Below are 13,994 nucleotides of genomic sequence, written 5' to 3'. Positions count from 1 at the left end.
GCTCCTAGCAGTCTCCCTCAAGTTAGGCACTACACCCTTTTCTCGCAACCAGGAAGCGGTGAGCCAAGGCTATTTTTAACAATGTTAAGTGCCATCGTTACGCCCTAGAATACCCCGGGTCGGTGTTCTTTCGAGAACCTAACAGAGAATCCGCCGCGCCTGGCCGCGAAACGGAACTGCCCCCGCAACTGTAGGCGGCGAGCGATGCTCGACAATGCCACTGGACACTATGTCTGGGAAGGTGAGCTAGCGACGACCCGTCAGTCAGGAGACCTGCCGACACCCTAACCTTCATCGAGCGGGTCGGCTCAGTTTTTTGCTGTTCCAACGGCCTGCTCATCATGCACGGGAGTGTACATGATGTTGAAATTGACCACGGCGGCTGTCGCCAGCCTTGTGCTGGGAAACGCAGCTTACGCCGCTACCGATTACCCCTTGACGCTTGAAAGCTGCGGCCACGAGATCACGCTGGAAAAGCCCCCTGAACGGGTCGTAAGCATCGGCCAGGCACCCAGCGAAATCCTGTATATGCTGGGCCTTGCCGATAAGCTGGAGGGCACAGCGCTGTGGATCAACCCGGTGCTGGATGAGTTTGCAGACGTTGACGCCACCGTTGAGCGTCTTTCCAACGATGCGCCCAGTTACGAGAGTGTGGTGGCCAAAAAGCCTGATCTGGTCGTCTCGGCCTATGAGTGGATGATTGGCCCGGCAGGCGTGGTTGGCACACCAGAGATGTTTGAGGATTTGGGGATCCCCAGCTGGATCATGCCCACAGACTGCATCGGCAAAAGCAATCAACAAAGCATGGATGGCGCCCGCTCGACGCTCTTCGATACCGAGTTGATTTACGAAAGCATTGACACGCTAGCCCAGCTCTTTGACGTGACCGAACGTAGCGATCAAGTGATTGCTGAGCTAAAGGCGCGCGAAGCTGCGGCCGTAGAGAAAGCCGAAGCGCTGGATCTGCCCGATGATATCACCGGTGTTTTTTGGTACTCCTCCGCCGACATGGCCATCGATCCTTATGTAGCAGGTGTCAACAGTGTGCCCGACTGGCTGATGAACAGGCTGGGGATCACCAACGTCGTGACTGCAGAAGAAGAGTGGCCGACCGTTGGCTGGGAAACCATTGCCAGGAGCAACCCTACCTTTATTGCCGCCGCGCGCATGGACCGGCGCCGCTTCCCGGCCGATGATATTGCCGCCAAGCGTGAGTTTCTGGCATCCGACCCCGTTACCCGCGAGACCGAAGCCGTTCAGCAGGAGCGTATTATCGCGATTGATGCGCACGCACTGGATCCCTCGGTCAGGTCAATCTTTGCCTTGGAAGTGCTCGCTGACCAGCTTGCCGATTTTGATCTAACCCACTGATACAGTGGCTATTCCATACTGCGCCCCGTCTACGGGGCGCTTTGTCTTTTATAAAAGGATTTTGTGATGAAGATACTGCTTCGAATCATGGTTCTGCTTGCCCTTTTCCCATTGGCTGCGCAGGCCGAGACACATATTGTCGAGATGCTCAATCGCAACGACACCGGGCCCATGCCCTACGCACCGGATTACTTGGCGATACAGCCCGGCGATACCGTTCGCTTTGTACCCTCTGCGCCAGGCCATAACGTGGCATCGATCGAGGGCATGATGCCGGAAGGCGGCGAAGCGTTCGTCAGTAATATCGGCAAAGAGGTAGACGTCACTTTCGATGCCGAGGGCATCTGGGGCATCAAATGCTCGCCACACTACACCATGGGCATGGTTATGCTGATTCAGGTCGGCGATACCGCCGCTACGCAAGCAGACCTACCTGAATCATTGCCGCCCGCGGCCCAAACGCGCTTTCTAGAGATACTTGAGCGACATAACGGCTGACCAGTGAATAGCGCCTGGTAAAGCGCGGCGACGTTGCCTCGATAGCGCGTTAAGAACGCAGCCAGGCGTTGATTTCTTGAAGAACAAGTTCAGGGTGCGTCATATGCAGGCAGTGACCATGGCTTGCCAGCAGGCGCAGTGTACTATCCGGCATATGGTCACGCATATAATCACCAACCTTAGGATTGGCCAGCGTATCCTGCTCACTCTGCAGAATAACAGCAGGATGTTTTACCTGAGGCAACAGGTGGCGGTAATCCGAAAAGAACGTCGCTTTAGCGAATATCTTGGCGACTACCGGGTCGGTCGAGCAGAAGCTGCTGGAAAGCTCGCCCACTAATAATTCAGAGCTTTCAGGCCCCATTACCAGGGGCGCCAGATAATTAGCCCAGCCAATATAATTTCGATCCATCAAATCGATCAGTTCTTCCAAGTCCGCATGTTCAAACCCGCCATGATAGTCAGGTGGCATGTTCAAAAAGCAGGGTGAAGGGCAAATCATGATCTGACTGGCAAAGCGTTCAGGCTGGGCAATGCTTGCTAGCAAACCAATCGTACCGCTTACCGAATGCCCGACAAAATGCACCTGTTTTAAATCCAGCGCTTCGCAGATATCGGTGACATCCTGGGCATAGCCTTCAAGCGAGTGGTAGCGCGCCTCACTAAAGGCCGATAGCTGCGACTGGCCTGAGCCCACATAATCAAATAGCACCAACCGATAACGGTCTTTTAATGTAGGAACTAGATAGTGCCACACCTGCTGGTCACAGCCGAACCCATGAGCAAGCATTAGTGTTTTTTCGCCAGCCCCGACAATAGTCACATTGTTACGTGCCATGACCTGCTCTTTAGTTAACACGCCGTTTACTCCTTCGTTTTAAATGAGTGAGTTTTATACTTCGCTTGAAACTCCGTTTGATACCACTCATCAATCCATGCGAAAAAAGCGCGAGCGGGCATTGGCTTGGCTATGTAGTAACCCTGACCACATTCACAGCCAAGTTCCATCAGCAGTTGGCTATGCTCTAGTGTCTCAACCCCTTCTGCGACCAGACCACACTCGAATGCGCGAGCAAAGCCGATGACGCCCTTCAAAATGGCTAAATCACTGCTACTGGTCAGCATATTTTTGACAAAACTACGGTCAATTTTGAGGGTATCTACCGATAGATCCCGGAGATGGCTCAACGAGGAGTAACCGGTTCCGAAGTCATCCAGAGAGATACGAATTCCCATTAACCGGCAGGCATTGAGCACTGAATAAACATGGCTCACATCTTCAATGGTACTGGTTTCAAGTACTTCAATCTCAAACCGCTGTTTAGGCAGGCGGGGGAAGTCCGAAAGAATGACGCTTAAATCGCGCAGAAATTGCGGGTGCTGTAAGTGGTAACCATCAATGTTGACGCTGATCTGCAGGTCCAGCCCCTTCTGTAGCCATATTTGTAGCTGGCAGAGCGCTTTCGTAATCACCCACCGGCCTAGCGCCAAACCGGTAGCGGTATTGCTAAGTACAGGCAGGAAAGTATCCGGCCCTTTCAGGCCTTCTACCGGATGATTCCAGCGTATTAATGCTTCAACGCCAAACACCTCACCTGTGCGCATATTGATTTTAGGCTGGTAATAAAGCTCAAACTGATCGGCCTCCATAGCGCTGCTAATCGCAAGCAGCTCTGAATACTTCTCCTTTTGAACGACTTCATTATCGATATTAAAAAGGCAAACCTGACTCTTTCCGGCAAGTTTTGCTTGATACATTGCCTGATCAGCCTGGCGAATCAGCTGGTCCGGCTGTACTTCTTTCGCCTGCGGATAAAGCGTAACGCCAATACTGGCAGAGAGCTTTAAGTGCATTGAGCCGATGCTGATGGTCTCTGAAAGTTTGCTGATAAGCCGCGTTAGCGACTCTTCTACCAAACCTGCGCTAAAGCGGCCATTTAAAAAAATAACGAACTCATCGCCTCCAAAACGGGCAATTAAATCATCACTTCTAAGATTATTGGCCAGCCGCTCGGCTACGAACTGAAGGACCTTATCACCTACATGATGCCCATAGCGGTCGTTAATTTCCTTAAATCCGTCAAGATCAACAAATGCCAAAGCGAATGCCATAACGCTACGCTTTCGATCTAACATTTTGTGGTCAAGGTATTTAGTCAAGGCCGCCCGATTAGGTAGCCCGGTTAACGGATCCGTGTCGGATAATGTACGCAGTACGGATACTTTCTGCTCAAGCAGTTTTTTGGTTTCCGTTAGCTCTTCAAATAATTGATCTGAACGGCTGGCACTACTGATACTCCAATAAACATTTCCATCAGAACTGCCATCAAAAAAAGCACTTACCGACACTGGCACCTTGCCTTTTGAGGGTGTCACCAGCGTTAGACGGATTTCATCACAGCAGGTTTCCTGAAGCAGCAAGGGAACAATGTATGCTTCATAAATAATCTGTGACGCTTGGCTTAACAAGGTAAACAGGTCAGCGCCCACTAGCCCGCTGACTGAATAACCGTAATACTTTTCAATATAGCGATTGCTGTACAGAATACGCCGCTTATTGTCGGTAACCATGCATCCCACGGGGAAATCATCAAGCGAAAATAGGGTAGATGTGGACATGACTTACCTTGAATAATGACAAAATGACTCACCCTCAACGGTTTTTACACCCTCATATGTTCTCTGATAATCACCTAGGTTTCTATTTTTATAACGTAACGGATTGATACCACTAAACGTAAAATAACAAACCTAAAATACTATTCGTGTGAAATTAACATACTCAACAGGGCCTAGAATCTAAGGTTTCTTCTTACTGTTGCTCAAAAAGCAACAAACTCAACATACAAGCCTCTCCTTTAAGCCCATCAAGTCACTTAGCTTTAGGGCACATAATGACATCAATAACGGCAAGGACAGGCAATGTTTACCGAAAAGCAAGTACAAGATGCGATCACCCTGCGTCACACCCTCCATCAGCACCCTGAGCTTAAATATCAAGAAGCTCAAACCGCAAAGCTCGCCGCAGAGCGGTTACGTGCGCTTGGCTATAAGGTAACAGAGGGTATTGCGACCACAGGTATTCTGGCGGAGCTGGATACCGGCCGCGAAGGCTCGGTGATCGCGTTTCGTGCCGATATGGATGCCCTGCCCATTCACGAAGCCAATACGTTTGGCCACCGTTCACAGCATGAAGGCCTTATGCACGCCTGCGGACACGACGGACATACTGCCACGCTGCTGCTCGCCGCCGAAGCCATCATGGAAAAGCGGGATGAGCTATGCGGGCACCTCAAGCTGATTTTTCAGCCGGCGGAGGAAGGCGGCAACGGTGCGGATGCGATGGTTAAGGCGGGTGTGCTTGAAAACCCCCGGGTGGAGGCCATGTTTGGCTACCACAACCGCCCCGGCTTTCCTGAAGGCCAGCTCTTCGTGAAACCCGGTCCGGCCATGGGTGGCAATGACACGTTCAAGGTGACCATCAATGGTGTCTCCGGCCATGCGGCCATGCCCCATCTGGCCATTGACCCTATTTATGTAGGAGCCTCGCTTGTTCAACAACTACAAGGCTTGGTGGCCCGCCACAAATCGCCCCTTGAATCCGGCGTGATTACCGTAGCTTCCTTTCATGCAGGCGATGCCGCCAACGTCATTCCCGGAAGCGCTGAGCTGATGGTTAACATCAGAAGCGACCGCCCCTCCTCCCGCGAGGCGCTGGCCGGCAAGCTTGAACAGGTAATAAAAGGCGTGTGCGATGCCCATGGTGCCCGCTTCAAGCTTGAGCACATTCATCAGATCCCACCGCTGGCCAATGACCCCGAATGGTCCGAGCGCGTGCTGGAACTCGCTTCCGAGTACGCGGTGAGCAACGATATTCAGAAGCTGGATTACATGCCCACCATGGGAGCCGAGGATTTTGCGTTCTACCTACAAGAAGTGCCCGGCTGCTTCTTCTTCGTCGGTAACGGTGACAGCGCTTATCTTCACAACGAACACTACGACTTTAACGACAACATATTGCCGGTGGCCGGCGGCATGTTTGTGGCTTTAGCAAAAGGGCTGCTATCACGCAGCTAACAACCTTTTACAACCAATAGCTTCTAAAAATAAGGGTTAACACTATGCAGTCCGTACTCGCTTCTATTGAACGCGTGGGTAACAAACTCCCTCATCCGTTCATTCTGTTTACCATTCTCGCCGTGGTGGTCGTGGTTATTTCCGCTCTGCTTGCCGCCTTTGGCGTCTCGGCGGTCAATCCGCAAACCGGCGATACTGTCTACGTTCAAAGCCTGCTTTCCGGCGATGGCGTGGAGTTCATGCTGACCAGCGTAGTCAGTAACTTCGTCAATTTCCCGCCGCTTGGGCTTATTTTGGTGGTGATGTTCGGCATCGGTCTGGCTGATAAGGTCGGCCTGATGTCCACATTGATGCAGGTTAGCGTGGCCAAGGCACCACCGTCACTTTTGACCTTCTGTGTTTTCATGGCAGGTATTTGCGGCAGCATCGCTTCCGATGCCAACTACTTGATCCTGATTCCGCTAGCCGCCATGGTCTATCACTCGGTGGGCCGCCATCCGATTGCTGGTGCCGCCGCCGCCTACGCCGCCGCCGGGGCGGGTTTTGATGCCAGCCTGTTTATTACCGTTGGGGACGCGCTATTTGCCGGTATCACTACCGAAGCGGCGCGCTTGGTTGATCCCGACGCCTATGTTTCTCCGGTGGATAACTACTATTTTGTAGCCTGCTCGGTGTTCGTGCTTGCCATTGCAGGTACGCTGATTATCGATAAGGTGGTTGAACCGCGGCTCACACGCACGCTGCCGATGAGTAAGGACTTCAAGACAGATATCATCAAGCCGGAGTTAACGCCTGCAGAAAAGCGAGGGCTTAAGCGGGTCGGCTTTGCTACCTTGATCTATCTAGCGTTGATCCTGATTGCCGTTCTTCCCGAAGCATCACCGCTACGTAACGAAGAGGGAGGGTTGATCCCATCACCTTTCCTACGCTCGCTGGTGCCACTCATGTTTGGCTATTTCGTGACCATCGGCCTGGTTTATGGCATCACTACCGGTAAGATCAAAACCAGCCGCGATGTGCCTCAACGCATGGCAGAGTCGGCAAGCGATTTAGCACCTACTCTGGTATTGTTCTTCGCGATTGCGCAGTTTATCGCCTACTTCCGCTGGTCAGAGCTTGGCCAGTACATCGCCATAGAAGGTTCGAACATTCTGCAGAGCACCGGCTTTACCGGCCTGCCGTTGGTGGGCGCGTTTATTGCCATGAGTGCTGTGCTTAACGTGTTCATGACCAGCGGCTCAGCCCAGTGGGCGCTGATGGCTCCAGTATTTGTGCCCATGCTCATGATGATCGACTTTGACCCCGCCTTTGTACTCGCCATGTTCCGTATAGGTGACTCCAGCACCAATATCATTTCACCTATGAGTCCGTACTTCTCGGTCGCACTGGTGTATATGCAGCGTTACAAGCCGGATATGGGGTTAGGCACGCTGATAGCCACCATGCTTCCACTCGCGGTTACCTTTCTGCTCGCCTGGTCCACCTTTTTGATGTTCTGGCTGGCCATGGGCTGGCCGATTGGGCCTGGCGTTTACATGATGGCGAACTGATTACTGCATCGTCAGCATCAACTTCCACAGATAGTCGGCAGCGGGCGAAAGCCTTCTGCCGGCTCTTCTTACCAAGTTGCCCTGACTGCTGGCTGCCAGTGGATGCGCTACGGGAATCGCCATAAGCTGTCCTGCTTGTATCTCGTTACTTGCAGCGGCTGCGGTCATGAACGATACGCCGATACCGGCACTCGCCATACGCCGTGAAACAGAATGCAGGTTGCAGCGATAGGCGGGCGTGGCGGGTTGCCCGGCGGCGCTAAATAACGCATTTACAAACTGCTGCGACCCCGATACATCGGGCAGAAAAATCAGTTTGTGCTGCAAAAGCTCTGCTACCGTAACACTCTCCTGCCGGGCCAGCAGATGAAAAGGGGCCACCAAGGCGCATAGCGGGCCGCGCTCAAAAGAGTGCACCACCAGCCGCGGGTCCGAAATTGGTCCATAGGTAATCGCGATATCCACCTCGTCGTTGGCTACCATCTCGTGAGGCTCACGGGGGTAGTAGATACCCGTCTTGATCTCGATCAGCACGTCAGGGTAGTGCTCGGAGACACGCTTCATCACATAGTTGATAAAACTATCCACAAACCCGTCGCCCACTGATACCACGACCTTGCCCGCCTGCAGATTGCGCAGCCGGGAAAGCGTATCCCCAAGCTCCGAGTTGAGCCGCCGCTGGGCAAGAAAGCTATCTACTACCAGTAAGCCCGCCTCGGTTAACATCATATGGCGCCCCTGGCGCTCTAAAAGTGCCATCCCCAGCTCTCGCTCAAGACTGCGCACCTGCCGACTCACCACGGAAGGGTTAATATGCAAATGCTCAGCCGCCGCGCGAATACCGCCGCAGCTGCTTACTTCCAGCAAATAGAAAGCACGTTTATCGAGTATATTCATGGATGGCTCGTAATAGGCTGGAGATACATAAAGCATGCTAACCAACTAGCGCATGCCATTGTATTGCGCTGAATCCGCCAGAGCGAGACCAGCGATGTTAGTACACGACAAAGGAATTTATTACTTGCCCTTTTCCCTTTTTAGCGCACCCGACGTGCTGTGCTGTAAAACCTTACATTCACCTGACCATGCTGGCATGCTTTAACGCCTTCCAAGGAGCCTTACCGCATATGACCAGTGTCGCCATCTTTGTTGATACCCAAAACGTCTACTACACCACGCGGGACGCATATCGAAAAAACTTTGATTACAACACGTTTTGGGCGCAAGCCACCGCTAACCGAGAGGTAACGGGCGCGTTTTGCTATGCCATCGATAAAGGCGACCAGAAACAGCGTGAGTTTCAGAACATACTTAGAGCGATCGGTTTTGAGGTGAAGCTCAAACCGTTCATTCAACGCTCTGACGGTTCCGCCAAGGGTGACTGGGACGTCGGTATCACTCTCGATGCTATCGAGTACGCGGAAAAGGCCGATGTTATCGTTCTGGTCTCGGGCGATGGCGACTTTGACCTACTCGCCCATAAAATCCGCACCGTACATGGCAAGAAAGTGGAAGTGTATGGCGTTCCCCAGCTGACCGCCGCTTCGCTTATTAATGCGGCGAGCGAGTTCATCCCTATCAAGCGCGACCTGCTGCTTGGCTAACGGGCTTCAAGTGCATAAACGCCGTGTTTAACCGTCTTGCCTGCGAATCACGCATTACTCATTTTTCGCGCCAGCATGGGTGGGCAGCGCCATTACAACGCGCAACCCGCCGCCGGTTCGGTTATCAAGCGCCAGCCTGCCGCGATGGGCCATCACGATGCTCCGGGCAATGCTCAGCCCCAGGCCGTACCCGATGCCGCTTGATGGCGCTGAGGCCTCGCCTTGCACGTAAGGCTGCATGACGGCAGGCAGATGCTGGTCATGAATACCGGGGCCGTCATCCTGAATCTCAACCTCGACCCAGCGCTCTGTCAGCCGCAGCGTTAGCTGAGCGCTACCCGCATAGTGCAGGGCATTGTCGATCAGGTTGTGCAGCACCCGTCGAATGCTGGCGGCGTGGCCGGTGATAATCACGGCCGGTGCGCCGTGCCAGCGGACATCGCCTCCCGTATCGACGAACTCATCCACCACTTCATTGATCAATCCGACCAAGTCAAACGCGGCGTGACCATCCGGCGTTGCGCCACTGCTGGCGGAATCCAGAAGCGAGCGAATCAGCTCTTCCATCTGGCCGATATTGGTAACCAGCTTTTCCCGCAGCCGTGCATCATTGATGCCTTCCACCCGAATGCGCATGCGCGTAAGCGGCGTGCGCAAGTCATGGGAAACGGCGGCAAGCAGCTGAGTTCGCTCGCCCATCAGATCAATCAGCTGTTGCTGCATGGCATTGAAGGTCTCAGCGGCCTGGCGCATTTCCTTCGGTCCTTCGACCGGTAAAGGCGGCTGCTCGATGTTCTGACCCAGCGCCGAGGCAGCGCGAACCAGGCGCCGTAACGGGCGAGTGCTGATACGCACCACGATGAGCGCGATAGCCACCAGGGCCAAGGCGCGGAGCAGATAAACGCGCAGAGCATAATCGCCCAGCACGCGCCAGGCAGGCTCAGCGTTCCAACCCTGTTCCTGAACCGCCTGGATGTGCAGCCACTGCCCCGACGCAAGGCGCAGTTGGAAGTCGAAATGCCCAACCACGTGAGAAAGACCAAACAAGCCAGCCCACGTTCTGGCGTGGCCGTTCTCATCCCGGATAGTCACGTCGAGCAGCGACAGCTCTACGGCTTCGCCGACCTCCTGACTGAGCGCGGCCTGCAGCATGCTTTCCACGTTTTGCTGGCCACTGTCCAGCCGTGGCGGTGTGGCAAGTGGCGATACCAGAAGCTCAGGGTGAAAGGTTTCCGACGCCAGGTGGGTCATCGCCTCGCCATTGGCCAGTTTATGCAGCGTTTCCACGGTACGAAACGCCACCAGGCGAGCGGGTACTTCGAGTACCTGACTGTAGCGCACGTCATACCAGATGCTGCTGAACAGCAGTTGAATCGCCAGGCCACCGGCCACCACAATCACGCTCAACTGCCCGAACAACGAACCAGGCCATAATCGGCACCACCATCCCGGCGTACGCGTCATTCTGAACATGCGCGTCATTGAGAAATAGAGGGCTGCTCGAGCAGATACCCCTCGTTGCGCACGGTACGAATAAAACGCGGACGACGAGCATCATCCTCAAGATAATGACGCAAGCGGCTGATGCAGACATCAATGGAGCGGTCGTTAACGTAATACTCCCGCCCAAACGCGCGGCGACTCAGCTCGTCCCGGCTGACGATGCGGTTAGGAATCTCGCTCAAGGTCTTTAGCACCATGAAATCGGAGCGGGCGAGATCGCAGGCGTGGCCGGCGGGTGATTTCAGCCGACGGGTTTGTAGATCCAGACGCCAACCGGCAAAACACAGCACGGCTTCATCGGCCGCAGCTTGCGGCGGGGTGTCCGGCTTGTCTCTGGCATGCGGTTCTCGGCGCATGACGGCGCGGATACGTGCCAGCAGTTCGCGCGGGTCGAAGGGCTTACACAGGTAGTCATCGGCACCAATCTCAAGGCCGATAATACGCTCCGCCGAAGCGCCTCGGGCGCTGATCATGATCACTGGCAGGCTGCTTTGCTGACGCAGGACACGACACAGGCTCAAGCCGTCTTCGCCTGGCAACATCAGATCGAGAATGACCAGATCCACGCTGCCATTCAGTTGGCCCCACATCTCGCGGCCATTGGCCGCGCCGCGCGTGCGGTATCCCATCCCGGCCAGATAGTCGCAGATCAGCTCACGGATTTCATCATCGTCATCCACCACCAGAACGAGGGCAGATTCATCGTGTTGTTCAGCGCTTGACGCCAACGGCGCTACATCACCCATACAATTCATTACATATGCCCCATAGAGCAAAAGTTTCTTAGCCAAAGACGCCAATATAATCGTGGCCTGGGAAATGGTAAATGCCAATCATTATTATTTTAAGGGACATTCATGATGTATCGCGCCTCGCACACCTTCAGGAACTCGCCTGTGTGTTCAAAAACCCCACTCGCCAAGGCAATTGCGGCCGCCTGTGGTAGCTGTCTGTTAAGTACCAGCGCACTGGCCCAGACAGCAGCTGATGAACCTCAACGTATATCCGACGTCCAGATGAGTACTGTGCAGGTCGAGGCGGCCTATCAAGGCGACCCTGCCCGAAGCTATACAGTGTCCGAAACCAGCAGCTCCACCGGTTTGGATCTCTCCCCTCGCGAGACGCCGCAATCCGTTACGAGTGTTACCCGGCAGCAGTTAGACGATCAGCAAGCGGTCAGCCTGGAAGATGCGCTGGAGCTCACTCCCGGTATCGCCGCCAGCAAAGCGGAAGTGGGCGTACGTACGTCCTACCGTGCCAGAGGCTACAACATCAGCAACTGGAAAATCGACGGCTTGCAGTTCCCTGGCGATTCCGGTTTCAGTGGCGGCGGCAACGCTGTGAACCTGGACCTGTACGAGCGTGTGGATATCGTGCGTGGCGCCAATGGCCTGCTGGGCGGCACCGGTGACCCCTCGGCCACCGTCAACCTGATTCGCAAACGCCCAGAGCGGGAGTTTGGCGGCAGTGCCTACGCCTCTTATGGCCGCTGGGACAACGCGCGCGGCGCGGTGGATATCAATACGCCACTTACCGAGGATGGCAGTATCCGCTCGCGCTTCGTGGTGACCCAGGGCGAAGGCGACGGCTTCCGCGACCATGAATCCACCCGCAGCCGGGCGGCACTGGCCAACTTCGAATTTGACGTAAGCGACGCAACTACGCTGGGAGTGGGTTACCAGTACGAATACAACAAGACCTCGGGCGCTGGCTGGGGTGCCAACATACCTATCTGGTTCGCCAGCGGCCGAAAGACGGATCTTTCACGCAGTACCAATCTGGTCCCTGAATGGAGCTACGCAGAGCAAGAGACCAACACTGCCTTCGCCTCGCTGAATCATCGTTTCAACAGCGACTGGAGCCTTGAGGTACAGGCTGCCCAGAGTAATACCGATGCGTTCAGCAACCTCGCCCTGGGCAAGGTGAACCGCGGGCCAGGAGGCACCTACACGGGCTATTGGGAAGAAGATGGCGGCGGTGCCATTCTGAACGGCATGCGCAATGATAACGAGACGCGCCAGCGCTCCGCCCGGATCGACCTGAACGGCGCCTATGGTCTGCTCGGTCGTCGTCACGAGATCGCGCTTGGCTATAGCGACAGCCGCACGCGTTCACGCACCCATGACCACGACTGCATGCTGAGCAGCGCCACCACGTCCGAGTTTGCCGAAGGCTGCATGTACCGCAACAACAACGGCTTGCCGATCACCGATTGGCGCAACGGCGTCGATGCCGACATCCACCTGAGTGGCGCCCGAAACGGCCAGTCCAGCCTCACCGAGACCGACCTGCGCGGCATTTATGCGGCTACGCGTCTAAGCATCACCGAGCCGCTTTCCCTTATTGTAGGTGGCCGTACCAGCTACTATAAAACCGAGAATGAAACGGCTTCAGGTGATACTACCAGCCAGCGTGAAACTGGCGTATTCACACCCTATGCGGGCCTGGTCTATGACCTTACGGACAACCACTCGCTCTACGCCAGCTATACCAACATCTTCACCCCGCAAAGTCGGCAAACCACCAGCGGCGACACGGTCAAACCCATCGCAGGCGACAGCTATGAAGCTGGCGTAAAGGGCGAGTGGTTTAATGGCCGATTGAATGCGTCTGCGGCCTACTTCCGCACCCGCCAGGAGAACAGCGCCGTATTGGATGGCAGCAACCTGACCCCCGACGGCAACCAGGCCTACCGCGCGGGTACCGGCAATGAAACCGATGGCATCGATCTTGAGATCGCGGGTGCTATCACCCCAAACTGGAACGTCTACGGCGGCTATACCTACCTGCACTTCCGGCGCATTGACTCCGACGGTCGCAGCGACCCCTCGCACCTGTTCAAGCTGCATACCACCTACGAGCCCGCCGGCCTGTTGAATCGCTGGACCTTCGGTACCGGCGTTTACGCCCAGAGCAATATCGACGCTATCTCAAGCCCCGCCGGCCAACCCACCGACGGCGTCAGTACCGGCTCCACGCCCGCCAACTGGGCAGGCTACGCCACTGTGAACGCCATGGCCCGCTACGATATTACTGACGCCACCAACGTCACGCTCAACGTCGACAACCTGTTCGACAAACACTACTACCAGCGCTACGGCTTCTACGCCGGCGCCATTTACGGCAACCCACGCAGTGCCACGCTAACGCTACGGACCGAGTTCTAAAAGCGTTCAGCACAAGTAAAAAGGCCGCGCAATTTTTGCGCGGCCTTCTCGTTTAAGGGCTGTCGGTTAGCCCGTTTACTCAACGTGCCTCACTATTCGATAGGCAGTCCGCGACCTGTGCTTTATTCGTCATGGAGCCTGCAAGCCGGCAGAGCAATAAAGCGGCCACGCCACACCGGCCTGCGACACTGATACCGGTAGGTAGCTTTTGTGGTTTATAAAAA

The 13,994-nt window shown here is 55.0% G+C and carries 11 protein-coding genes and 1 riboswitch; of the genes, 6 read left to right on the top strand and 5 right to left on the bottom strand.

Annotated elements, in window-relative coordinates; all coding sequences use genetic code 11:
- The first annotated feature begins 103 nt into the window (after positions 1 to 103).
- A riboswitch (cobalamin riboswitch) is annotated at positions 104 to 295 on the top strand.
- A 62-nt stretch (positions 296 to 357) separates the two neighbouring features.
- Together ACT3R7_RS03515 and ACT3R7_RS03510 are read left to right on the top strand one after the other, a co-directional pair.
- Positions 358 to 1,371, top strand: a complete 1,014-nt coding sequence (locus ACT3R7_RS03515) for an ABC transporter substrate-binding protein (RefSeq protein ID WP_192536693.1) — start codon at positions 358 to 360, stop codon at positions 1,369 to 1,371.
- 66 nt (positions 1,372 to 1,437) lie between these two features.
- Positions 1,438 to 1,869, top strand: coding sequence for a pseudoazurin (locus ACT3R7_RS03510; RefSeq protein ID WP_192536694.1), 432 nt, complete (start codon positions 1,438 to 1,440; stop codon positions 1,867 to 1,869).
- Between the two features lie 49 nt (positions 1,870 to 1,918).
- On the opposite strand, the gene ACT3R7_RS03505 is transcribed toward ACT3R7_RS03510, so the two are convergent.
- Both ACT3R7_RS03505 and ACT3R7_RS03500 read right to left on the bottom strand, forming a co-directional pair.
- A complete protein-coding gene (locus tag ACT3R7_RS03505) occupies positions 1,919 to 2,707 on the bottom strand; it encodes an alpha/beta fold hydrolase (RefSeq protein ID WP_225736000.1) in 789 nt (262 codons plus the stop codon).
- Positions 2,708 to 2,733: 26 nt separating this feature from the next.
- The gene (locus ACT3R7_RS03500) at positions 2,734 to 4,488 is read right to left on the bottom strand and encodes a sensor domain-containing protein (protein ID WP_192536696.1); all 1,755 of its coding nucleotides are present in this window, start codon (positions 4,486 to 4,488) and stop codon (positions 2,734 to 2,736) included.
- 303 nt (positions 4,489 to 4,791) lie between these two features.
- Here ACT3R7_RS03500 and ACT3R7_RS03495 point away from each other — a divergent pair, with 303 nt between their 5' ends.
- A complete protein-coding gene (locus tag ACT3R7_RS03495; RefSeq protein WP_192536697.1) occupies positions 4,792 to 5,946 on the top strand; it encodes a M20 metallopeptidase family protein in 1,155 nt (384 codons plus the stop codon).
- A 44-nt stretch (positions 5,947 to 5,990) separates the two neighbouring features.
- Complete coding sequence (locus ACT3R7_RS03490) at positions 5,991 to 7,496, top strand: AbgT family transporter (protein ID WP_192536698.1); 1,506 nt, start codon at positions 5,991 to 5,993, stop codon at positions 7,494 to 7,496.
- On the opposite strand, the gene ACT3R7_RS03485 is transcribed toward ACT3R7_RS03490, so the two are convergent.
- On the bottom strand, positions 7,497 to 8,393 hold the full coding sequence (locus ACT3R7_RS03485; protein WP_192536699.1) for a LysR family transcriptional regulator: 897 nt from the start codon (positions 8,391 to 8,393) through the stop codon (positions 7,497 to 7,499).
- Positions 8,394 to 8,623: 230 nt separating this feature from the next.
- On the opposite strand from ACT3R7_RS03485, the gene ACT3R7_RS03480 reads away from it, so the two are divergent.
- On the top strand, positions 8,624 to 9,100 hold the full coding sequence (locus ACT3R7_RS03480; RefSeq protein ID WP_192536700.1) for an NYN domain-containing protein: 477 nt from the start codon (positions 8,624 to 8,626) through the stop codon (positions 9,098 to 9,100).
- A gap of 54 nt (positions 9,101 to 9,154) precedes the next feature.
- Here ACT3R7_RS03480 and ACT3R7_RS03475 read toward each other — a convergent pair whose 3' ends face one another.
- Both ACT3R7_RS03475 and ACT3R7_RS03470 read right to left on the bottom strand, forming a co-directional pair.
- Positions 9,155 to 10,573 (bottom strand): ATP-binding protein, encoded by a 1,419-nt coding sequence (locus tag ACT3R7_RS03475; protein ID WP_193091146.1) that lies wholly within the window; start codon positions 10,571 to 10,573, stop codon positions 9,155 to 9,157.
- Between the two features lie 5 nt (positions 10,574 to 10,578).
- A complete protein-coding gene (locus tag ACT3R7_RS03470; protein ID WP_192536702.1) occupies positions 10,579 to 11,349 on the bottom strand; it encodes a response regulator in 771 nt (256 codons plus the stop codon).
- Between the two features lie 150 nt (positions 11,350 to 11,499).
- On the opposite strand from ACT3R7_RS03470, the gene ACT3R7_RS03465 reads away from it, so the two are divergent.
- The gene (locus ACT3R7_RS03465) at positions 11,500 to 13,770 is read left to right on the top strand and encodes a TonB-dependent siderophore receptor (protein ID WP_193091147.1); all 2,271 of its coding nucleotides are present in this window, start codon (positions 11,500 to 11,502) and stop codon (positions 13,768 to 13,770) included.
- Positions 13,771 to 13,994 lie beyond the last annotated feature (224 nt).

The sequence above is a fragment of the Halomonas sp. AOP43-A1-21 genome, from assembly GCF_052376775.1.
GTDB classification, from domain to species: Bacteria; Pseudomonadota; Gammaproteobacteria; order Pseudomonadales; family Halomonadaceae; genus Vreelandella; species Vreelandella colorata.
The sequence above is the reverse complement of the archived record's forward strand: the minus strand, read 5'-3'. Positions and strand labels throughout refer to the sequence as shown.

Excerpts from the sequence above, each read along its gene's own strand:
- ACT3R7_RS03515 (WP_192536693.1), top strand. The coding sequence starts at position 358 with ATGATGTTGAAATTGACCACGGCGGCTGTCGCCAGCCTTGTGCTGGGA.
- ACT3R7_RS03510 (WP_192536694.1), top strand. The coding sequence starts at position 1,438 with ATGAAGATACTGCTTCGAATCATGGTTCTGCTTGCCCTTTTCCCATTG.
- ACT3R7_RS03505 (WP_225736000.1), bottom strand. The coding sequence starts at position 2,707 with ATGGCACGTAACAATGTGACTATTGTCGGGGCTGGCGAAAAAACACTA.
- ACT3R7_RS03500 (WP_192536696.1), bottom strand. The coding sequence starts at position 4,488 with ATGTCCACATCTACCCTATTTTCGCTTGATGATTTCCCCGTGGGATGC.
- ACT3R7_RS03495 (WP_192536697.1), top strand. The coding sequence starts at position 4,792 with ATGTTTACCGAAAAGCAAGTACAAGATGCGATCACCCTGCGTCACACC.
- ACT3R7_RS03490 (WP_192536698.1), top strand. The coding sequence starts at position 5,991 with ATGCAGTCCGTACTCGCTTCTATTGAACGCGTGGGTAACAAACTCCCT.
- ACT3R7_RS03485 (WP_192536699.1), bottom strand. The coding sequence starts at position 8,393 with ATGAATATACTCGATAAACGTGCTTTCTATTTGCTGGAAGTAAGCAGC.
- ACT3R7_RS03480 (WP_192536700.1), top strand. The coding sequence starts at position 8,624 with ATGACCAGTGTCGCCATCTTTGTTGATACCCAAAACGTCTACTACACC.
- ACT3R7_RS03475 (WP_193091146.1), bottom strand. The coding sequence starts at position 10,573 with ATGTTCAGAATGACGCGTACGCCGGGATGGTGGTGCCGATTATGGCCT.
- ACT3R7_RS03470 (WP_192536702.1), bottom strand. The coding sequence starts at position 11,349 with ATGGGTGATGTAGCGCCGTTGGCGTCAAGCGCTGAACAACACGATGAA.